Source organism: Novosphingobium sp. MMS21-SN21R (genome assembly GCF_031846015.1).
In the GTDB taxonomy this organism is placed as follows: Bacteria; Pseudomonadota; Alphaproteobacteria; order Sphingomonadales; family Sphingomonadaceae; genus Novosphingobium.
This window is the reverse complement of the sequence record NZ_JAVRDU010000001.1, coordinates 1,019,390-1,040,111: the sequence shown is the minus strand read 5'-3', so window position 1 is coordinate 1,040,111 and position 20,722 is coordinate 1,019,390. Positions and strand designations below refer to the sequence as shown.

The 20,722-nt window shown below is 65.0% G+C and carries 16 protein-coding genes and 1 pseudogene; 6 read left to right on the top strand and 11 right to left on the bottom strand.

What is annotated here, in order from left to right; translation table 11 throughout:
• The first annotated feature begins 71 nt into the window (after window positions 1-71).
• Entirely contained in the window at window positions 72-608 is a 537-nt protein-coding gene (locus tag RM192_RS04935) for an RNA polymerase sigma factor (RefSeq protein WP_311506457.1), read from the top strand.
• Window positions 605-1,312, top strand: a complete 708-nt coding sequence (locus RM192_RS04930) for a hypothetical protein (RefSeq protein ID WP_311506456.1) — start codon at window positions 605-607, stop codon at window positions 1,310-1,312. The genes RM192_RS04935 and RM192_RS04930 overlap by 4 nt, the downstream gene beginning before the upstream one ends.
• A gap of 35 nt (window positions 1,313-1,347) precedes the next feature.
• Here RM192_RS04930 and RM192_RS04925 read toward each other — a convergent pair whose 3' ends face one another.
• From RM192_RS04925 to RM192_RS04905, 5 genes are all read right to left on the bottom strand, one after another.
• Window positions 1,348-2,505: a porin gene (locus RM192_RS04925; RefSeq protein WP_311506455.1), complete on the bottom strand. Its 1,158-nt coding sequence runs from the start codon at window positions 2,503-2,505 to the stop codon at window positions 1,348-1,350.
• Window positions 2,502-3,317, bottom strand: coding sequence for a hypothetical protein (locus RM192_RS04920; RefSeq protein WP_311506454.1), 816 nt, complete (start codon window positions 3,315-3,317; stop codon window positions 2,502-2,504). Before RM192_RS04920 ends, RM192_RS04925 begins: the two co-directional genes overlap by 4 nt.
• Window positions 3,314-4,264 (bottom strand): ABC transporter transmembrane domain-containing protein, encoded by a 951-nt coding sequence (locus RM192_RS04915; RefSeq protein ID WP_311506453.1) that lies wholly within the window; start codon window positions 4,262-4,264, stop codon window positions 3,314-3,316. Before RM192_RS04915 ends, RM192_RS04920 begins: the two co-directional genes overlap by 4 nt.
• Entirely contained in the window at window positions 4,252-5,376 is a 1,125-nt protein-coding gene (locus RM192_RS04910) for a DUF1611 domain-containing protein (protein ID WP_311506452.1), read from the bottom strand. Before RM192_RS04910 ends, RM192_RS04915 begins: the two co-directional genes overlap by 13 nt.
• A 247-nt stretch (window positions 5,377-5,623) precedes the next feature.
• The gene (locus RM192_RS04905; RefSeq protein WP_311506451.1) at window positions 5,624-6,478 is read right to left on the bottom strand and encodes a hypothetical protein; all 855 of its coding nucleotides are present in this window, start codon (window positions 6,476-6,478) and stop codon (window positions 5,624-5,626) included.
• Window positions 6,479-7,105: 627 nt separating this feature from the next.
• On the opposite strand from RM192_RS04905, the gene RM192_RS04900 reads away from it, so the two are divergent.
• Window positions 7,106-7,672 (top strand): hypothetical protein, encoded by a 567-nt coding sequence (locus RM192_RS04900; protein WP_311506450.1) that lies wholly within the window; start codon window positions 7,106-7,108, stop codon window positions 7,670-7,672.
• A 233-nt stretch (window positions 7,673-7,905) separates the two neighbouring features.
• Here RM192_RS04900 and RM192_RS04895 read toward each other — a convergent pair whose 3' ends face one another.
• The 6 genes and pseudogenes from RM192_RS04895 to RM192_RS04870 all read right to left on the bottom strand — a co-directional run.
• Window positions 7,906-8,883, bottom strand: coding sequence for a DUF4402 domain-containing protein (locus RM192_RS04895; RefSeq protein ID WP_311506449.1), 978 nt, complete (start codon window positions 8,881-8,883; stop codon window positions 7,906-7,908).
• Window positions 8,883-11,546, bottom strand: a complete 2,664-nt coding sequence (locus RM192_RS04890; RefSeq protein WP_311506448.1) for a hypothetical protein — start codon at window positions 11,544-11,546, stop codon at window positions 8,883-8,885. Before RM192_RS04890 ends, RM192_RS04895 begins: the two co-directional genes overlap by 1 nt.
• A 52-nt stretch (window positions 11,547-11,598) precedes the next feature.
• A complete protein-coding gene (locus RM192_RS04885; protein WP_311506447.1) occupies window positions 11,599-12,513 on the bottom strand; it encodes a hypothetical protein in 915 nt (304 codons plus the stop codon).
• Window positions 12,514-12,536: 23 nt separating this feature from the next.
• Window positions 12,537-12,959, bottom strand: coding sequence for a hypothetical protein (locus RM192_RS04880; RefSeq protein ID WP_311506446.1), 423 nt, complete (start codon window positions 12,957-12,959; stop codon window positions 12,537-12,539).
• Window positions 12,960-13,076: 117 nt separating this feature from the next.
• The gene (locus RM192_RS04875) at window positions 13,077-13,604 is read right to left on the bottom strand and encodes a DUF4402 domain-containing protein (RefSeq protein ID WP_311506445.1); all 528 of its coding nucleotides are present in this window, start codon (window positions 13,602-13,604) and stop codon (window positions 13,077-13,079) included.
• Window positions 13,605-14,303: 699 nt separating this feature from the next.
• Window positions 14,304-14,585, bottom strand: a pseudogene (locus RM192_RS04870) (HU family DNA-binding protein); the annotation flags it as partial.
• A gap of 333 nt (window positions 14,586-14,918) precedes the next feature.
• On the opposite strand from RM192_RS04870, the gene RM192_RS04865 reads away from it, so the two are divergent.
• The 3 genes from RM192_RS04865 to RM192_RS04855 are packed head-to-tail and all read left to right on the top strand — an operon-like array spanning window position 14,919 to window position 20,641.
• Entirely contained in the window at window positions 14,919-16,097 is a 1,179-nt protein-coding gene (locus RM192_RS04865; RefSeq protein WP_311506444.1) for an efflux RND transporter periplasmic adaptor subunit, read from the top strand.
• 6 nt (window positions 16,098-16,103) lie between these two features.
• Complete coding sequence (locus RM192_RS04860) at window positions 16,104-19,244, top strand: efflux RND transporter permease subunit (protein WP_311506443.1); 3,141 nt, start codon at window positions 16,104-16,106, stop codon at window positions 19,242-19,244.
• On the top strand, window positions 19,241-20,641 hold the full coding sequence (locus RM192_RS04855) for an efflux transporter outer membrane subunit (RefSeq protein WP_311506442.1): 1,401 nt from the start codon (window positions 19,241-19,243) through the stop codon (window positions 20,639-20,641). The genes RM192_RS04860 and RM192_RS04855 overlap by 4 nt, the downstream gene beginning before the upstream one ends.
• Window positions 20,642-20,722 lie beyond the last annotated feature (81 nt).

Genomic DNA, 20,722 nt, shown 5'->3' with positions numbered 1-20,722 from the left:
CGTAACTTTTTTGTAGCGCGGCTGCAGGCGGGTTGGAATACCTGACTGCACTGGTCGTTGTGGGGGCATGGATGAATTCGTTAGGGCAAGGTGCGGAAGGCAGGCGCGGCGCGATCGTCGCCACGTTGCCGCGCCTGCGCCGCTTCTGTCAGGCTATGGCCGGCAGTGCCGCCGATGGAGACGATCTGATGCAGGCCACGGTTGAACGCGCGCTCTTGCGCTCCAGCCAGTTCGAACCGGGGACGCGGCTGGATAGCTGGATGTTTCGCATCGCGCAAAACCTGCACATCGACAGCGCACGCGCCGCAAAGCGTCGCGGAACGGCGGTGGACGTGGATGCGCTGCACGGCCTTGCCGGAAGCGATGGACGCGATTTGCTCGAGAGGCGTTCGGAACTGGCAGCCGCACAACGCGCCCTGCAGGCACTACCCCTCGATCAGCGCGCCGTCTTTGCGATGGTTGTGATCGAGGGCCGCAGCTACCGCGATACTGCCGAAGCGCTGGACCTGCCCATCGGCACGGTAATGAGCCGCCTTGCCCGCGCTCGTGGGAAGATCGCCGAAACGCTTAGCTACCAGCAAGACACAGATATGGAGGCCGGACGATGACGCAGTCCCGCGAAGAACGGCTTGCCGCATGGCTCGACGGTGAATTGACCGGCGAAGACCTCACCGCCTTCGAGGCCGAGCTTTCTACCGACCCGGAGCTCGCCGCTCTGGCTGAGGAATGGCGCGCGAATGACAGCCTGATTACCGGAGCCTTTGCGCCGATGGTCGAAGCGCCGATCGATCAGGCAATGCTGGCGCGGCTGGGTCTTGCCGACAGGCCTGCACCTCAGGCAGCGAACGACAATCCCCCTTGGTGGAAGCGCCATGCCCTGCCGCTTGGCGGAGCGATTGCGGCGAGTCTTGTTGCCGTGTTGGTGGTTGCACCGCGCGGGACCAGCGATACCCGCGATCCGCTCTCGCTCGCACTGGACCGGACGCCCTCACTGGCGCAGGCGGACCTGCCCGATGGGCGCAAGATCAAGCCCATGCTCACCGCACAGGCCGCAGACGGGCGCTGGTGCCGCGAGTTTGGCGATGGCAGCAGCGTTGCCGTGGCGTGCCGCGATGGCAAAGGCTTATGGATCATCGAGGCCAAGGACAAAGGCGCCGCACCTGCGGACAATACTGAGTTTGCAGTCGCTTCGGGCGCTGACGATGCTGCGCTCGATGCTGCACAGTCCCGCCTCAAGCTCGCCGACCCGCTCGACGCCGGGGCGGAGCGCGCCTTGATCGCAAAGAAGTGGGGCGGCCACTCCGACAAGTGACCGCCCCGGCGGATACCGACAGGAAAGGCTCCGCCTTAAAAGTTCACTTGCGCCCTCAGAATGCCGACCTGGTTGGTTACCGGCAGCCCGCCGTTGGGGAAATGCACCCGATTGTCGGTGAAGGTCGCAAGCAGGCGCAGGTTTGCACTGATCGTCCAGATCGCGCTCGCACTCAGCGCTCGGCCGATGCCGTGATCGAATGTCCCATCGGCCAGATCGAGGCGGCTGTAGCGCGCAGCGATCTCGAACGCGCTTTTGCCATTGCGCCGGTCAGGCCCGCCGAAGACGCCCGATGAGGCGCTGTACTCGTGGCGCTGCCCGGTCACGATCCAGCCGACAGACACTGTCTGCCCGTTGAAGCTGCGGTCATTGAATAGCGAACGATGCAATTTGAGCGCAATGGCCTGTCCCTGCACCAGCACCGGACCGAATGAGACGGCCGCCTCGCCATTCCACGCCGTCAGCGTATCCAGCGAGCCCAAGGTGCCGCTTGAAAGCAGGTTAGGCGCGAAGACCGATCCAGGATCGGCGGTGAAGCGCACTCGCTCGGTGGGAGAGAAGATCCGCCGCTCACCGCCAAAGCCAAGATGAACCACCGTATCGCGTGAGCGAACCGGAGCAACAGTCACACGGCCGACGACGCCCTTGCCGCGCTCGGTTGTGCGACCTTCTTCATTGGCCAACGCATCGGTGAAATAGCCGACGCTGGCGCTCCAACTCCGCCCGCCTGCAGAAACAGCGCCGCCAAGTCCGAAACCACCGGTCAGGGCAGAGGCCATCGACCGTTCGGCAAAGGGTGTGACGTTGGAGCTTTGCAAGTCTTCCAGCGAGAACGGCACAATCATGTTGCCACCCTTGATCTCGAGGTTCTTTACCGGTTCGATCGAAGCCCAGACATTGCGCCAGCCCTTGGCCCCGGCAAACTCCCGGTCCACGCGAAAGCGCAGTACCTTCGCCACCCGTCCCGAAAGCTCGATACGGGCGCGGCGAACATCGGCGCTGGTGATACCGGTGCGCGGCACATCGGGCTCGTCGAACACGCTGGCATCAAGATGCAGTCGTCCGCCAAGGTTCAGTTCCAGCGGCCCGGCCTCAAGCGTCAGGCCCTTCTCGTCCGCCTTCACCTCCTGGGCGTGGGCGGGCACGGAGAACAGGGCAATGGCGGGCGCAAAGACCCTTGCGGTGATTTTCATGTTACGGGTTCCTCACGTTGGGCTCGGTGCTTGGCGAGCAAATGAAAGACGAGCGGGACGATGCCGAGATGAACGGCATCGCCGAAAGCGTGGCTGAGACCGGGGATGATCGTCAGGCTGCCGCGAAAACCAGCCTTGCGCATCGCGCGATGCCAGCGGCGGGCGCGCTGCAGGCGATGGGTGCCTTGGGCCTTGTCGATATCGGGCGAGCGGCGCAGGGCCTTGTCCTGCTGGCGGTCTAGCGCACCAACTATGACGTCGAAGCGCAGTTGGGTGAGCGCCGTCCGGTCAATCGGGCCGGGGGCATCGGCCAACCTGAGCGGCCACGCGGTCGCAGGATCGGGCATCGTGTACCATCCTGCCGCCGCCGCTATGCAATGCCGCGCGCGCGCCGGGTGAAGCATGGCATAGCGATGCGCGAACTGCGCGCCGCCCGAAAAGCCGAACAGATCGACGTGTGCAGCGTCGAAGCCGAACCGGCGCGCGGCATCGGCCAGAATGTCGGACAAAGCCTCATCACAAGACCGCGCCCCTGCCGGATCGCGCACTTGCTGGTACATGCCGAACGTCGCCCGCTCGAACAGCGGCGCGATGATCGGCGCTCCTTCGGCTTGCGCCAATTCGCCAAAGCGCAGGGCAAGCTCGGCCGCATTGCGCGAGATGCCGTGGACAACCACCAATGGCACGGCATCCTTGCGCAGGGTGTCAGGGATCACGGCATAATACTGGGTCCCCTTGGCATCGGGTACTGTCAGGAACTGCGGCAAGTGTATTGGTGTCGCCATCAGCAGGGAAAGGGGGAGCGCGCTCATGGCCGGTCGTTCTCCGCGCTGCGAACGGCCAGAGGAAAGTCGACAAGAACTGTGCTGCTGCTCGCCGCAGGGATGCGCATCAGGCGGGCAATGCGCCGCGCGGATATGCGCGCCGGGATCCACAGCTCTGCCGCGCGGGCAAGATCGGACAGGGCAAGTCCTGCCGTGCCGATCACCACGATCGTGCCGGAAACCTGCCCACCGCCGAGCAGCACGATCAGCAGGATTAGGCTGGTCACCAGGTGGGGCAGGCCGCGCAGCAATCCGGTAAACCATGCCCGATGTAGCGCAGCGCGATTAAGCGCATCGGAGCGCCGCTTGAGCCGCCGCAGTTCGGCACGCTCGTTCATCACCGGACCATCGGATGCCGCTTTGGCGATCCGGTCGGAGGCAAAGGCAGAAACCCGCCCCCTCGTGCGCCGCACCTCGCGGACCGCGCAGGACATGGGACGCAAGAGGGTCGCACCTCCCGCAATTCCGAGCGCGATCACGGCACCGATCCAGCATGCCATCGCGGGCGACTGCCACGCTGCCCAGGCCAGGAGCGCGAAAAGCAACACCGGCGCAGTCACCGCACGCGGCAGGCCGTCGCTCCACCACTGCCGCCGCGCAGAAAGGTCGCCAACAAAGACCTGCAACATCGCGCCATGGCGCTGGCGCGCAACCTCGGTGCGTTCCGCCCGTAGCACGCGCCGCAGCAGCCTTGCCCGGACTTGCGCAACCTCGCGCCAGCCAATCGCCTCGCACAACCGCCGTCGCAGCACTTCAAGTGCGAAAGTAGAGCCGAGCGCCGCCACGGCGAGGCCAATCGGGATTGGGCCGACCGGGCTCTGGCCCGCGCGATGCACCAGCGCCGCGCCGATCAGCGTGGCCCCCGCTTGCGCCGCAGCCACGGCAACAGGTGCTGCCATCCGCCAAGCGGTGGAACGCAGGATCAAGCGACGCACGAGACCTCTCCGCCCGCAAAGCAGATCTTCGGTGCGGTGATCGCATCGCGCAGTTCCGCTAGGGTCAGTACCGGACGGCCCAGCGCTGCTTCCGCCTCGCGCGTGGCAAGCGGCGAGGCACTGAGCAGGCCTGAAACACCGAGCACCCGGTGCCCCGCCTCCACCAGCCACTGATGGCCTGCGACGGCACCCATCGCATCGCCTGCGGCAAACAGCACTCCGTGCAGAACTTCGCGAAGCCGGGGCGAGCGCAGAAGCGCGCCGGTTTCCCGCTGCAATAGACCGTCAGCCACTTCGACGACGATCACGTCAGGTTTCGTTTCCGCGCTATGCGCGATAAGTGAGAGCGCGACGCTTTCGATCCGGTCCTGTGCCAGCCCCGCCGTCGAGGCATGCCCATGGTCGGTGAAATCGAGCACGGAGCGTGCGCCTGCATCGAGCATCGTCCACAGATCGCCGCCCGATCCGGTCCCGGTCACTTTGGTCGCCGCAACGACCAGTCCTGCGCGCGACAGGCCATGGATCAGCCCCGCTGCTGCCGTAGTCTTGCCCGCGTTCATCGACGTACCGACCACTGCCACTACGGGCGGCAACTCCGTCCTTCCAGTCAGGCGCGGCAGGCCGAACTGCGCCAGATTAAGCACCTTGCCAGCGTCATCCGCCAGCAAGCCGATCGGTTCGATACGGGTGGCGGGGCGGATCTTGGCGTGACGGCTCAACACTTTGCCGGCAACCCCGCCGCCTGCGACCAGATCACAGGCAGAGAGATCGTCAGGCACCACCGCCTCGAACTGGTCGGGCGCATAACGCTCGCCATAAGAGACGATGATCTCGTCGCCTTCGTAAAGCTGGGCGCGGCGGCCGTGCGGGGATTCCAGCTTCTGGTGCTGGCCAAGCTGGGCCACGCGAGCCAGCACAAGATCACCGGCTCGCGGGAGCAGATCGGTGCGTAGCCGTGTCGCCAGATTCAGATCGACACGGCGCGTGGCAAAGGCGCGCTTGGCCGCCTCGCGGCGATCCTCGCGCAACACGCGCCCTTTACGCAGAACCGTGGCGGATTGCTGTCCGCTCCCGGCCAGCAACGTTTCGAGCGTTCGCAGTTCCTGCAACATCGTCTGTCACCCTTCCCATCAATCGGGGCGACAACGACGACAGTTCGCGCTTATTCCTTGCGCGCTCGAATTCTTTTCAAATGCATCAATTCAGGCGCCAGCTTAGCGAAAGACCGCCTGCAAAATCGGTGCTGCGCGTGTTGAAACCGGTGGATGCAAAAACCTGCAGACGCAGCTTGCGGGTTAGGCCGAAATTGACCCAGCCCGTGACTTCGCTGCTGGCAATACGCCCCGGCGTTGCGGATTCCTACCAGTCGTAGTCCGCGCCGACAATCGTCCCGCCCGGCAGGCGATAGCTCGCCCCACCCCCTGCGCCCCATGTGTCGCGCAAGGTCGATCCTGCGGGCTTGCCAAGGAAGCGATAACGGGCGCCCGCAAACACACTGACGCGGCCAATGTCTTGAACCAGGTCGCCGCTGACCGTCACGTCGGCCTTGCCCGTGCCGAGCCGCTTTGACCGCGAAGCCGTGGGAAGCTTCAGGCGCGTGCCGAGATCGAGCCAGGTCGACCCGCCAAGCTCGAACGAATAGCCGAGCGCAACAGAAACATCGCCCAGCCCGCCTCGGCTGTTAGCCAGCGCCGTGCCTGGTGTGGGTGGCACCCCCGGTGTTGGCGGTACGATTACCCCGCCGCTGCCACTGTCGTCATCACCGCCAGAAGACCCCGATCCACCGGAGCCCGAGCTGCCAAAATCGGAACTGCCAGTACCCGAGTTGGACCCTGAACCGCTGGACCCTGAACCGCTGGACCCAGAGCCAGACCCCGAAGAATCGTCGCTTCCGCCGCTGCTCCCACCATCGTCACTGGTGGCCCCAAGATCGCCAAAGCCTGCATCGCGCCCCTGCGGCGTGTCGAGGATGCTCCCCGGCCCGTCGATATGGACCCACGGTACGGAAACCCGGATTGAAAAGCCGCCCTTGCGATACTTGATCGCAACCGGAGCCGAGACGACCTTGGTCGACTGCGTGTCGCCATAGTCGCCCTCGGAATAGTTCACACCGGCACTCGCCCGCCAAACGCCCGGAGTTTCCTCGACATCAGTCGTCGCAGGCGCTTCCTGCGCAGTGGCAACGCCTGCTGATCCCAAGCCAACGAGCAGCAACGAGCCTGCGCCCAATGCGTTTTTCTTATATCCCCCTCACTTCCACCATGCCGATCCGGACACGGTGCCCATAACGTTCCCCAACCACAGGTTATTCCCCCAGCCGAAAGACCAATGCAACAAACTTGCGCATCGAGGCATGAGGCGGATCGCTGATCGCAGGGATACGCCGAAATAGTTTCAGCTTCGCGCCAAGCGGGGCCGAGACAGCGGCCGATAAGGTCTGCCTCTGCTTACGGCTATCACGCCGATCGACAATTTCCGGCAGACTGCATCAACGAGACAATTTCAAGAACCATCAGGCACTAAGGCCAATCTACTGACCCATGAGCAAATGGCGGGTTTCAGATGCAGTTGCCGTTTTGGCGCGGGCCGAGGAGCGTCTTAAGTTGGTCGGGAGCAGCCATTTTGGGCTTTCCTACATTTAACCATATGGGTTAGTTGTGGGGGATGGATGATGTTTTCTCTTTGCCGCTTGGGGGTGATGACCCCTCCACCACTCGCTGCGCGAGCGGTTCCCCTCCCCGTGGCGGGGAGGTTCTGGATGGTGCCGCGTTTGGTGGTTCTCCTGCGCATGGCGGGGAGGTTCGGCGGCGGCAGACTTCGCGGGTTTGCCGGGCGGAGGTGGTGGCGGAGGGGGATCCGTTGCTGGACTTTGCGCCTTATGTGCATGTGGCGCCGCGGCGGAATTCGATCACGCCGGAGCGGCAGCGCGAATTCATCGCGACTTTGGCGGCGACCGGAATCGTGACGCAGGCGGCGCGGAGCATCGGGGCCAGTCTTGAGGCGCTTTACAAGATTCGCGGGCGGACGGGGGCCGAGGGGTTTGCGGCGGCGTGGGATGCAGCGGTGGAGCGGGGGTATTCGCGGCTGGAGGACTGTGCGCTCGAACGCGCAATCGTGGGTGAGGAGCGGCCGGTGGTGTGGGACGGGCGCGTGGTGGCGACGTGGAAGCGCCATGATACCGCGCTGCTGATGTTCCTGCTGCGGCAGCGGCGGCCGGAGAAGTTTGGCACGGTGCGGCTGGCGGATTTGCGGCCGGGGCATCCGGTCTATGAAAAGCTGCGCGCCAAGTGGCAGCGGCAGGGGGCGGACGGCGAGGACATTGCCGAAGTGCGGGCCTCTATTCAGGCCAAATTGCTGGAGATGCGCGATGCGGTGCGGGTACGCCGGGCGGCGGATTGCGACGGGTGACGCCGTGGGTGCGACGAATTCCGTTTGTTTTCCGTCTATTGGCGGAACTGGCGGGGGCCTGTCCGGTTGATCGATCATGGCCCCGAAGGAAGGCCCACCGGCTTACGGAAAAGCCGATCAGTTAGCGGGAGCTTCGCGGCGGCACCATCGAGGCTCCCCATGGCCGGACTTCAGGTCTGGCCCACGCGCGGCGGGGTTCCCCATGTTCCCGGGGAGCCCCGCCGTTTTGCGTGTCAGTTGTATTGCACGGTGACGGTGAGCGTGCCGGTGTAAGTGCCCACGGCGGTGGTGCTCGACAGCGGGATGGTGCCGCCGACTTTTACCTGGACCGTGCCGGCGGTGCCGGTGCTGCCGCTCAGCACTTGCGCGCCGCTGCCGGTGGCGCTGGTTGTGGCGATCACGTTTCCGGCAGTGCCGGTGAGCGTGAAGGTGGAGGGGACCGAGACGGTGACGGCCTGCCCGCCCTCGCCCGTTACGGTGAAGGCTGCGGGCGACGGGCTTGGGCTGGCCATGCGGCGGACGCTGGTGCCGGTGACGCTGGCCACGCCAGCGGGCGTGAGCGTGAGTGTGCCGGTGCCGGTGCTCGGGCGGGTGACGCCGCCGAACTGGAGGTCGGCGGTCTTGGTGATGTCAATCGGGCGGATGATCTTGGCGCGGATGTTGCCGACCAGCGAGCTTGCGCCTGCGCCGCTGGGGCGCGAGGCGGTGATCAGGTAGGAGCTGAGCGCGTTGCCGGTGGCCGAGGCGGAATCGTTGCCTGCCGCGGGGACATCATAGCCGATGAAGAACGTTCTAGCGGAATCGCGCGGGATCGGGCTGAAGTTGATGACGATATAGCTGCCCGCGCTGAAGGCCGAGGTCATCGTGGCGGTGCCGTTGGTGAGGTTGACCGAGGTGATGTAGCCCAGCCGTCCACTGGGCGTTCCGGCGAGCGCGAGGGTGACGTAGGGGTTCGTCGACGAGCAGGCGTTGCTGCCGGTGCAGGTGAACGTGACAGTGGCGTTGGCGCTATTGGTGGAAATGCGCACGGCGCTGCCGGACTGGACGGTGACCGTGCCCGAGCTTGATGAGGCGCGGAGCGACGACGAGCCGGTGGCGGCGGAGACGACATCGCCGAGGTTCGCATCGGTGATCGAGTTGACGCTGTAGGTCTGCGCGCGGGCGGTGCCAGACAGCATGAGCGCGAGCATGATGAGGATTGCGCGGAGCATCAGCGGGTCACCATCTGCACGGGATCGTTGAAGGCGACTTCGCCAGCGGCGTCAACCGGATTGCCGTCGGCGCCGATCTGGACGAAGACCGGTTCACGCAGGCGCATGCCGAGGCGGGTGGCCTGATCGGGATCGACCTCGATGGCATAGCGGCCCGGCTTTACCTGATCGAAAACGGCAGTGCCGTCGAACTCGGTCTGGCCTTCGACGATTTTGCCTTTGGCCGAGACGAGGCGCAGCTTGACCGCGGAGAGGCCGCTGAGGGCGCCGTCCTTGCGGCGGAAGGTGATGCGGGCGACGAGTTCGGAGGTGGGCACGAGGGGATAGGGGATCGTGGTCACCCCGCCCGCGCGCGCGGCGAAGGTGATGTTCTGCGGCGGGGGCGTGACGAACATGGTGTCGGTGCCCGATACGTCGGCGCGCAGGGTGGTCATCGAACCATCGCCGAGGCCGGTGACGAAGGCGCGCCCCTGTGCGTCGGTGACGGCCTTGCGCCCGCCGCCCTCGATGGTAACGCCGGGGACCGCTTCCTCGCCGCTGTCGCGTTCGCCGTTGGCGTTGGCGTCGATGAAGGCGAGAAGCGCGGCGCTGGCGCCGTTGGCGGGGCCGGGAGGAGTCATGCGGTAGCGGCCCTGGAGCGGATCGCGGGCGAAGCCGAAATTGAGCTGGAGGCCTACGCGCCAGCGGTTCTGGCCGGTGGACCAGTCGCCGCCCAGGGTGGCCGAGGCGAAGGGCAGGCGCGCGGTGAGGCCTGCCTGGAGCGCGACGTCGTTGGCGGCGAAGATGCGCGTGGCGCCAAGGCGCAGGGAATAGCGGTCATTGATCGCGCGGTCGGCGGCGAAGCCGAGCGTTTCCATGCGCAGGCCGGGCTTCATGCGGAAGTCGGCGGTGGCGCGGAGCTGCCACTTGTAGTCGATCAGGCGCATCGCGCTGAGGTTGCCGTTGATGCGCGTTTCGGAGAATCCGGGCTGGGTGCGGCGGTTGTAGTCCGCGCCGATGGCGACGAGCGTGCGGCCGATGCTGGCAGTGGTGCGCGCGCGGGCGGCGAGCGACTGGCCGCCGTCGATGAACTCGGCGCGGTCGAGACGGCCCGAGACCGGCAGGCCGAGCGAGCCGGGCAGCGGGACGGCAAGATCGAACACGACCTCGCTGTAGCGGCGCATCGGACGGGCGGCATCGAAGCTGGTGTTGGCCTCGTCGGCAAAACCGCCGACGTATTCGACGTGGCGGCCGAGGAAGCTGATCCCGGCGACACGGCCCGCAAGGCCGAGCGAGACGGCACGGCCCGATTGGAAATCGCTGGCGAGATCGGCTTGCACCGCCATGCCAAGCAACGAGCTGCGCGTGCCCAATGTGCCGATGGTGCGGGTGATGCCGCCGATGTCGGTGAAGCGGGCGAGGCCTGCAGTGACGGTGAGGCCTTCGGAAATACCGTGGGCGATGCCCATGACGGCGCGCAACTTGTTGCGGCCACGACCGTAGCCGCCAAGGCTGGCGTCGGAGAGGTCGATCACCGCGCGATCCTGCGCGACGATGCCGAGATCGAGCGTGGTCTTGCCCGCAGCAAGCTGGCCGCCGCCGACGTTGATGACGCGCGTGCGCTCGGTCCGTTCGCCGCGCGGGCCGTAGAGCACGATGCGAATAGCGTTGCGGCCACGGACGAGCGGAATGTCGTTGAATTCGTAGCGGCCCTGCGCGGTCGACCCGCGCTGGCCGGATCGCAGGATGTCATTGACGTAAAGTTCGGCGTCGTAGCCGATGGGGAGTTCGCCGCGCAGGTTGATGCGCTGGAACACGCTCGCCTCGTCGATGCGGGACGAGGAGAACACCACCCCTGCCCCGCCCATGCTGCGCGGCCCGAGCGTGAGGTTGGGAGTATAGACATCGCCCGCCGAGGCCATCGTGCCGCCCAAGTCGCCGAGCAGGCGGCCGTCTTCGGCGCGCCGGGTGAAAGCCACGCGCGCGGCGGATGGCCTGGCATCGTCATCGGTGGCAAGCCATGCGGAGAAACCGGTCTGGAGCAGATCGCCTGCGACGCGGCCTTCCATGCGCGTGACCGGGCTGCCCTTCTCGCTTTCATAGCCAAGTTCAGTGGTGAAATCGAAGGCAGGCTCGCCGATCCAGCGGTAAGGCGTAGCAACTCGCAGGGCCTCGTCCTGCGTCTGCGGCTCGCCAGAAAGTCCGGCCATGCGGGCGAGACGTTCGCGCTGCGACTGGACCGGGAGCTTTTCGGTGGCTTCGAGCAGGAGCATCATCTCGTCGGGCGAGGACTTGATGAGGACCGGCAGGAGCTTGGCGATCAACGAGGCGCGCAGATAGATGTCGGTTTCGGTGGTGAGGCTGTCAGGCGGGACCAGTGCGACGATCTTGCCGCCGATCAGCGCCTGGCCCGAGCGAAGGTCAATTGTGATCGGCTTCTGGCTTTCACCGATGCGGCCCGAGACGACGCCCTGCCCGACATCGACATCGAGCGGGAGTTCGAGCAGGCGGCTGAGTTCTCCCAGCGGCAGCAGCGGATCCTGCGGATCGCCATAGGCAGCAAGCGCATCGGCAATGGTGGCGCCATCGAGCTGGACGGAAAGCAGCAGCAACTGGTCCGCAACTGCCTCTGCCGGAACAGAGACTTCTGCGGGCTGCGCGGGCGCAACCGGTCCTTCCGGCACACCGCTTGTCAACGCGGTGGCCAGGGCAAGGAGGCTGGTGCCAAAGCCCATGTCAGGGTGCGGTGAAGCTTCCGCTTGCTATCGGCTCGGCCTTTTTCGCATTGTCGGCGGTGAAGATCGCGGTGACGGCCTCCCCCTTCCTGAGCGGACGCATGAGCGGCACTAGGGCAACGCGTTCATCGACTTCGGGATAGACCGCGATGCCACGAACCACGCCGACGACTTCCTTGGCCGTGCGCAATTCGATGTTGCCATAGAGCGAGGTTGTGCCCTGACGGCGCAGCGGCACAGTGAGTGCGGGGCCTTCGGGCGTGACGACTTGCGTGATCGGACCGATTGTAGCCGTGCCGTCGGCAGCGGCGCTGCGAACGATCAACGGGATCGAGATGCCGAAAACCGACTGGATGCGCAGCACCAGCTCGCCCTTTTCCGAAGCAGCTGCCTGTTCGGCGGTCAGCCCGCTATCGGCAGTAGGCACGGTTGTGACGGTGAGGTGTGAGCGATATTCGCCGCCAGCAACGCCATCTGCCAGCGTCGCCCGCACGCGGATGGTCTTGCCCTGCCCGGGCGGCAGCGTCAGGCGGCTGGGCGCGGCGAGCAGGAAAGGCTTGGCCGAGCGCACCTTGCCGCCAATGACCTGGGCCGCGCCATCGCGTTCAGAAAGACGGGCAAGCGGCACGATCTCGCCCGACGGCAACATCGCATTGTCCACCAGCGCCACATCAACCGTAACCGGGGTATTGCCCTGATTGAAAACATAGACCGCTTCGGTGCGCTTGGTGCGATCAAAGATCACGCGGCGCGGCGTGAGGTTGATATTGGCCGCTGCGGCGATCGGTGCGATGGTCTGGGTGGCACCGGCTTCAGCCTTGGGCGGGGCGATCGGCAGCGACACGCCTTGGGCGAAGGCAGGCGCCGCGCCGAGCAGGGGCAGGATCGCTGCCAGTGTCTGAATGGAACGCTTCATCGCTCTGTGCTTTCCGGGTGCGCTCAGTTGAACTGGGCGAGGAACAGTATGGAACTACCACGGGGCACGGGCCCCGGAATTGCGCCGCGCATCATGCGCAGCGCGCCGCTGGTGGGTTGCAGCATGTCGATCCGGTAGACGCCGCTGGCCATGACGACCACACCGCCAGCAGCACGCTGTGCGGTCTGCGGGGCCGATTTGCGGCGTGACATCAGCAATGAAACCGAATCTCCGGCATCGCCATTGAGGAAAACCGCCGAAACGGCATCGTTCATCACATCGAACGAAAATCCTGCCCCCACCGGCTCCACCACCACGACCGACGCCTGGGCATCGGCCGTGGTGGCAGTGGCGCTGGTCGCGTGGACGGTTACCGGCATCGAAGCAAGAAACGCCGCCATAGCCAGCTGTGCGGTCCGAAGCCCGTTGCGATGGTTATGCGTCATGTTTCCTGTGTCCCCCTCCGGATGCCGGTCGCCCGGTCGTTTCGCGATCGCGCTGCCTGCCTTGTGTCTTGCAGGGCCAGCAGTGTCACCCGGCTGGTGCCCCGCTGGCCCGAAAGATCACTGGTAGGCGACGGTAACCGTGAACGAGCCGGTATAGGCGCCGGTGGCCTGCGTGCTGGGCAGGCTGAAGTTGCCGCCCACATTGAGCACCTTGGAACCCGCAGCAGCCAGCGCGCCCGAAAGCGTGACAGTGCTGCCGAAGTCTGGCGACAGGGTCACCGGGATCGTGTTGGTGCCGTTGACCAGCGAAACCGAACCCGGGATCGAGGTGGTGACGACCTGGCCGCCTTCACCATCGACCGTGAACTGTGCGCGGCTGGTGGTGATGCCGGTCAGCGCGACGGCACCGGTGCCTGCAACGACGGCGTTGCCAGTGTTGGCAAGCGTGACCGTGCCCGAACCGGTGCGAGGACGCACGATGCGGCCAAACGCCAGATCGGCGTTCTTGGTGATGGTCAGCGGCTGGATGATCGTGACCGAACCCGTGGCCGAGGTATTGTCGGTATTGGCGGCAGACTGGGCGAAGGCGGAGCCTCCGGCCAGCAGCCCGGCGGCAACAGCCGCACTGGCAAGCAACTTCTTCATCTCAAATTCCCCTATCCAAGACCCCGCAGCAAACGGGGCGTCCCGAACCGGGGCCCGCCTGGATATGCGCGGATCCCGGAGATGCCGGTTTGGTTACCGGACAGGGCAATTCCTACGTGGGCACACCTAAGCATTGGTTAATTTCGGCGGGGTTCAGCCGGGAGTTGCCAGCAAGGGTGACAGTAAAGACAAGACAGATTTATCTAATTGTTTTTAATGTATAACTTTTCTGTATTTGGCCGCCAACCCAGATGATTTCACCCAAATTTAATTGCCGGTGCAATCGAACAACATGTTAACATATGTCCGTGGATATAAGTTAACACTTAACCTTGGTTATAGCAGGCAATAACTCGTCGAAGCGATGTTGTATTGCCGTTATGCAAGGCCGGATTTGTCAAAAAAGCAGCAGGCAGGCGATTCGAACGCTGAGAGGCGCGACGCCCCAATGCTGGCCACGCGACAAAGGGAGCGGTTGACGCGGCGCCGCACCGAGAGCGTTTTTGGGACGGTTTGGGCTGGCCAGGATCAGGACCTTGATCAACCGGAACTGCATATCCGGGAGTAGGTCAATCGTAGCAGGCAGCGCGTGACTGCCAAAGGAGCGCGAGCGCTCAAGTCTTGAAGCAGAGGGCAGATGCGGATCCGGCGCCCGACTGGTGCGGGCGCCGGTCCTGGTTCTGGTGAACCTTCGCGGGATCAGCCGTTCAGCTTGTCCTTGACGGCCTTGGCAGCCGAGAAGGTCAACTTGTTCGAGGCAGCGATCTGGATGGTCGCGCCGGTCGACGGGTTGCGGCCTTCGCGCGCGGGGGTGTTCTTGACCTTGAACTTGCCGAAGCCGTTGAGCGAGACTTCCTCACCCTTTGCAGCAGCGTCGGCGATCGAGGCAAACACGCTGTCGACGGCCTTGCGGGCGTCAGCCTTGGAGAGGCCGTGGCTTGCGGCGATGATGTCGGCGAGGTCGCTGTTGTTCATGGTTGTCTTGTCCTCAACTTGAAAGGGACGGCACGGCTAACGCATCGTGAACCGCGAAAGCCATGCCCCATCGCAGACTTTCCACCGAATTTCACGCGATGCGACCGAATTTGCCTCGATTTTGGGGTTGATCTGCGATGAATCGAGGGAATCCGGATAAATCGATGCAGTTGTAACTTTGTGTCGCAGTGTTTGCGAACCAGCAACAAGGGGCGTGCGCAGGTGCAGCAATCTGCTAGACCGCTCGACGATAACCGTTCCGGCAGAACCTGCACCAAAGGATGGCGAGACCATTTCGCCGCCCGCGCGTTGCACCGATTTGCGGAACCGAACGGGTGCATGATTCCAGTGAAACTTTCCTTGTCGTCCAGCCTCAAGACCGCATTGTTCCCGGTGGGCATCGTCGCCCTCGCCCTTTCCGGCTGCAGCGCGGGCGATGAGCCCAAGGGCAAACCGGTGCCGGTGGTGGGCGTGATGATCGCGCGCGCCGGACCGGTCGAACTGACCACCGAGCTTTCGGGGCGGACCGAAGCGTCAGAGATTGCCGAAGTGCGACCGCAAGTGGCCGGGATCGTCATGGAGCGGCTGTTCAGCGAGGGATCGTATGTGCGCGCCGGCGAGCCGCTCTACCGCATCGATTCCCGGATCTATGCTGCAAATCAGGCGCAGGCTGCAGCGACGGTCGCATCAGCGCAGGCGACGGTGGAGGCGAACCGGCTCAAGGCCGAGCGCTTCGGCCTGCTGGCCGAACAGGGCGGGGTGAGCAAGCAGGACGCGGCCGATGCACGCGCGGCCTACAACCAGTCGCGCGCGGCGGTGCAGCAGGCGCGGGCCGCGCTGGCATCGGCGCAGGTCAACCTTGGTTTTACGCGTGTGTCCTCGCCGATTTCGGGGCGCATCGGCATTTCGATGGTGACCAAGGGGGCGTTGGTGACGACGGGCCAGGCCGACCCGATGGCCAAGGTCCAGCGGCTTGATCCGATGTATGTGAACATCCAGCAGTCGGGGGCGGACTTCATCGCGCTGCGCCGGGCGATCGAGGGCGGCAAACTGGTGGCGGGTGCGGCGCCCGTCACGGTCATCCTGCCCGATGGCAGCGCTTATCCGGTCGCGGGCAAGCTCAATCCGGCGGATATCGACGTGAACCCGGAAACCGGCACGATCACCGTGCGGGCGGTGGTGCCGAACCCGAGGGGCGAGTTGCTGCCGGGGCTGTTCGTGCGCGCCAGAGTGGGCCAGGGCACGGTGCCGAACGCAATCCTCGTGCCGCAAGCCGCCGTGAGCCGCGATCCGCGCGGGCGGGCGAGCGTGCTGGTGGCAGGCGCGAAGGACATGCTCGAGAAGCGCGAGATCGTGGCCGAGACGCCGGTGGGGCAGAACTGGCTGGTATCGAGCGGGCTGAAGCCGGGCGACCGGGTGGTGATCGAAGGGCTGATCAATGCGCGCGAGGGGCAGAAGGCCAAGGTGGTGCCCGCAGGCAGCAAGGCTGTTGCCGCGCCTGCTGGTGGCGGGAAGTAAGCCCGGATGATTTCACGGTTCTTCGCGCACCGGCCGATCTTTGCCTGGGTGCTCGCCATCGTCATCATGGCAGGGGGATTGTTCTCCGTCACGACGATGGGAGTGGAGCAATATCCCGACATCGCGCCGCCGACTGTCTCGATCAACGCGACGTATGGCGGCGCGGACGCGTCGACGGTCGAGAACAGCGTGACGCAGATCCTCGAGCAGCAGCTCAAGGGGCTGGACGGGATGCTCTATTTCAACTCGAATTCGTCCAACGGGTCCGCGAGCATCACGGTGACATTCGACAAGGGCACCGATCCTGATACCGCGCAAGTGCAGGTGCAGAACGCGATCTCGCGCGCGGTGAGCCGGTTGCCTGCGGTGGTCCAGCAGCAGGGCGTGAACGTCAACAAGGCGCAATCCGACCAGCTCATGGTCGTATCGATCTATGACACGACCGGGCGTGCGACCAATTCCGACATTTCGGATTACCTGACGACGCATTTCCAGGACCCGCTTTCGCGCGTCGAGGGCGTGGGCAATTCGCAGGTGTTCGGCGGGTCGTTCGCTATGCGGGTCTGGCTCGATCCGGTACGGCTGGCGGCGGTGCAACTGATCCCGTCGGACGTGACGGCGGCGCTGCAGGCGCAGAATACGCAAGTGGCGGCGGGCGAAATCGGCGGCAATCCCTCACCCGAGGGACAGCGGCTGAATGCGACGGTGACCGCGCGGTCACGGCTGGAGACGCCCGAGCAGTTCGAAAACGTGGTGGTCAAGACCAATGTCGACGGTTCGGTGGTCAAGCTCAAGGACGTGGCGCGGGTCGAGATGGGCGAGGAAAGCTACGGTTCGCTCAGCCGGTTCAACGGCATGCCCGCCACGGGCCTGTCGATCAGCCTCGCCTCGGGCGCGAACGCGATGAAGACCGCCGAACTGGTCAAGGCCAAGGTGGCGGAACTCTCGACCGATCTGCCTGCGGGATATGCCACCGCCTATCCGCGCGACAGCAGCACGTTCGTGAAGCTGTCGATCGAGGAAGTGGTGTGGTCGCTGTTCGAGGCGATCGTGCTGGTGGTGATCGTGATGTTCGTGTTCCTGCAAAGCTGGCGCGCGACCCTGATCCCGGCGATTGCGGTGCCGGTGGTGCTGCTCGGCACGTTCGGGGTGCTGAGCCTTGCGGGCTATACGATCAACACGCTGACGATGTTCGGGGTGGTGCTGGCCATCGGGCTGCTGGTGGATGACGCGATCGTGGTGGTCGAGAACGTCGAGCGGGTGATGCACGAGGAAAAGCTCGGGCCGCTGGAAGCGACGGTCAAATCGATGGACGAGATCACCTCGGCGCTGATCGGGATCACGCTGGTGCTGACCGCTGTGTTCGTGCCGATGGCATTCTTCGGCGGATCGACCGGGGCAATCTACCGCCAGTTCTCGGTGACAATCGTGTCGGCAATGGTGCTTTCGGTGATGGTTGCGCTGATCTTCACGCCCGCACTTTGCGCGACGCTGCTGAAGCCCGTTGCCGATCACGAGAAGCCCAAGGGCCGGTTCTTCGCAGCGTTCAATGGCGGATATGCGAAGCTAGAGAACAGGTATCGCGGACGACTGGCGAAGATCGTCGGGCGGCCTGCGCCTTGGCTTGGCGTGTTCGCGGCGGTCTGCGTGGCGATGGTGCTGCTTTACGTGCGGCTGCCGACCAGTTTCCTGCCCGCCGAAGATCAGGGCAACCTTTCGCTCAACTATCAGCTGCCAGTGGGTTCGACGGCAGAGCAGACGCGCGCGGTGGCGAGCGAAATTTCCGACTACATCAACAAGACCGAGAGCGAAAACGTGCGCGCGGTGTTCGTGGTGATGGGGCGCGGGCAATCTGGTTCTGCACAGAATGCCGGGCAAGGCTTCCTGCTGCTCAAGGAATGGGACGAGCGCAAAGGCGCGGACCAGAGTGCGGCCGCGATTGCCGAACGCCTGAACGCGCATTTCAAGCAGTCGCGCGACGCGCAGATCTTCGTGCTCGACCCGCCGCCGATCCGCGGGCTTGGCAGTTCGGGCGGCTTCGAGATGTGGCTGCAGGACGCCGCCGGTGCGGGACGCGAGGCGCTGACGGCCGCACGGCGGCAACTGACCCAGCTGGCCGGGGAAAGCCCGAAGCTGGCGCAAGTGCGGCTGAGCGGGCTTGAAGATACCCCGCAATTGAAAGTCGACATCGACGACGACGCGCTGACCGCTTTTCAGGTTTCACCGGCGAACGCGAACTCGACGCTGTCGATCGCGTGGGGCGGGCTTTACGTGAACGACTTTGTCGACCGGGGCCGGGTCAAGCGCGTCTATGTGCAGGGCGATGCGCCCTATCGCAACGAGCCAGCCGATCTTGGCCAGTGGTACGTGCGCGGGAGCGGCGGACAGATGGCGCCATTCTCCGCCTTTGCCACATCGCACTGGACGCAAGGGGCGGTGCGGCTTGACCGCTTCAACGGCATTGCTGCGCAGCAATTGCAGGGTAGCGGCGCACCGGGGGTAAGCTCGGGCGATGCGATGAAAGTCATGGAAGCAAATGCAGAGCAGTTGAACGGCAACTTCGCGGTGGCGTGGAGCGGCTTGTCCTATCAGGAGCGGGCGGCTTCGAGTCAGTCGCTGCTGCTCTATGGCGCCTCGGTGTTCTTCATCTTCCTGTGCCTCGCTGCACTTTATGAAAGCTGGTCAGTGCCGGTGGCGGTGCTGCTGGTGATCCCGCTGGGGATCGTGGGTGCAGTGCTGGCGGTGACGATCCGGGGCTTCAGCAACGACATCTATTTCCAGGTGGCGCTGCTGACGACAATCGGGCTTTCCGCCAAGAATGCGATCCTGATCGTGGAGTTTGCCGAAGCGGCGATGGCGCGCGGGGTGGACCCGGTTGCCGCTGCGCTTGAAGGCGCGAGACTGCGGCTGCGCCCGATCATCATGACCAGCGTGGCCTTCATCGCAGGCGTGGTGCCACTGGTGATTGCAGGCGGCGCAGGTGCCAACGGACGGCAGGCCATCGGCACCGGGGTGATGGGCGGCATGCTATCGGCGACGCTGCTGGCCATATTCCTCGTGCCGCTGTTCTTCGTGCTGGTGAAGAGCCTGTTCAATCGCAAGACCAAGCCCGAACCGGACGCCGCCATGCAGGAGCAACCGGCATGAAGCTGCGCCTGATTTTTGCAGGGCTTCCAGCCTTGGCGCTGGCAGCATGCAACCTTGCACCGACCTATGTCAGGCCGGAAGCGCCGGTTGCGCCGGACCTGCCGCAAGGGGAGGCCTACCCTGCCCTGCCCGCAGGCGACACCGCCGCCGATGCGCTGGGCTGGCGTGCGTTCTTTACCGACGCGCGTTTGCAGCAAGTTATCGCCAAGGCACTGACGGACAACCGCGACTTGCGCGTGGCGCTGGCCAATGTGGAACGGGCGCGAGCGCTCTACCGCGTGGAACGGTCTAGCCTGATCCCGGCGATCGGTGCGACCGGGAGCGCTTCGGAAACGCGTGGCAGCAGCGCACGGGTGATCGACAACTTCTCGGTTCAGGCTGGCGTCAGCGCTTATGAAATCGATCTGTTCGGGCGGCTGCGCAACCAGAGCGCATCGGCGTTTCAGGCCTATCTTGCGACCGACGAAGGCCGCAAGGCAACGCAGATCACCCTGATTGCCGAGACCGCGAGCGCGTGGCTGAGCTATGCTGCGACGGCGGATGCCTTGCGCATTGCCGAGGAAACGCTGGTATCGCGGCGGCAGACGCTGACGGTGAATACCCGGCGCGAGGCAAACGGCATCGGCACCAAGCTGGACGTGGCCAGCGCGACGACGGCGGTGAACAGCGCCGAGGCCGACGTGGCCGATTTCAAGACCAGCCTTGCGCAGGCGCGCAATGCGCTCGACCTTTTGACAGGCGGACCGGTTGCTGGCGAGCTGCTGCCGACGACCCTGGGGACCGGTGACCACCTGCTTGCCGCGCTGCCGGTCGGGCTTTCATCGCAAGTGCTGTTGCGGCGTCCCGATGTGCTGGCAGCGGAACATGACTTGCGTGGATCGTATGCGGACATCGGTGCGGCGCGAGCGGCGTTCTTCCCGGCAATCTCGCTTACCGGGCTGCTCGGCTTTGCCAGTGGCAGCCTTGGCGCGCTTTTCGATGGCGCGAACTTCCAGAAAAGCGTGAGCGGCAATGTGCGGCAGACCATTTTTGACGGCGGGGCGACCGCCAGCAATCTGGCCGCTGCCAAGGCCGCGCGCGTTGCTGCTCTGGCGGCATATGAGCGCGCAATCCAGTCGGCCTTCCGCGAGGTGGCCGACGCGCTTGCCCGGCGCGGGACGATTGGCGACAAGCTGACTGCGCAAGCCTCGCTGGAGGCCAATGCAGCGACGGCATACCGGCTTTCGCAGGCGCGCTACGACGCGGGGATCGCCAATTACCTTGAGCCGCTGGATGCGCAGCGCACGCTTTACAACGCGCGGCAGGCGCTGGTGAGCGCGCGGGTGACCCGTGAGGCCAACATGGTGGAGCTTTACCGCGCGTTGGGCGGCGGACTTGTGGAGAGTGGCGGCCAATAGAGGGGCGCTTCACAATCAGCACGATTTGTGTTCAGGCAGGGAATTCATTCATCGCCTGATTGACAGCAGGCCAGTCGCCAA

What these genes read in the sequence shown, in the direction of transcription:
- RM192_RS04935 (WP_311506457.1), top strand. Translation starts at nt 72, where the DNA reads ATGAATTCGTTAGGGCAAGGTGCGGAAGGCAGGCGCGGCGCGATCGTC.
- RM192_RS04930 (WP_311506456.1), top strand. Translation starts at nt 605, where the DNA reads ATGACGCAGTCCCGCGAAGAACGGCTTGCCGCATGGCTCGACGGTGAA.
- RM192_RS04925 (WP_311506455.1), bottom strand. Translation starts at nt 2,505, where the DNA reads ATGAAAATCACCGCAAGGGTCTTTGCGCCCGCCATTGCCCTGTTCTCC.
- RM192_RS04920 (WP_311506454.1), bottom strand. Translation starts at nt 3,317, where the DNA reads ATGAGCGCGCTCCCCCTTTCCCTGCTGATGGCGACACCAATACACTTG.
- RM192_RS04910 (WP_311506452.1), bottom strand. Translation starts at nt 5,376, where the DNA reads ATGTTGCAGGAACTGCGAACGCTCGAAACGTTGCTGGCCGGGAGCGGA.
- RM192_RS04895 (WP_311506449.1), bottom strand. Translation starts at nt 8,883, where the DNA reads ATGCTCCGCGCAATCCTCATCATGCTCGCGCTCATGCTGTCTGGCACC.
- RM192_RS04885 (WP_311506447.1), bottom strand. Translation starts at nt 12,513, where the DNA reads ATGAAGCGTTCCATTCAGACACTGGCAGCGATCCTGCCCCTGCTCGGC.
- RM192_RS04880 (WP_311506446.1), bottom strand. Translation starts at nt 12,959, where the DNA reads ATGACGCATAACCATCGCAACGGGCTTCGGACCGCACAGCTGGCTATG.
- RM192_RS04875 (WP_311506445.1), bottom strand. Translation starts at nt 13,604, where the DNA reads ATGAAGAAGTTGCTTGCCAGTGCGGCTGTTGCCGCCGGGCTGCTGGCC.
- RM192_RS04865 (WP_311506444.1), top strand. Translation starts at nt 14,919, where the DNA reads ATGATTCCAGTGAAACTTTCCTTGTCGTCCAGCCTCAAGACCGCATTG.
- RM192_RS04860 (WP_311506443.1), top strand. Translation starts at nt 16,104, where the DNA reads ATGATTTCACGGTTCTTCGCGCACCGGCCGATCTTTGCCTGGGTGCTC.
- RM192_RS04855 (WP_311506442.1), top strand. Translation starts at nt 19,241, where the DNA reads ATGAAGCTGCGCCTGATTTTTGCAGGGCTTCCAGCCTTGGCGCTGGCA.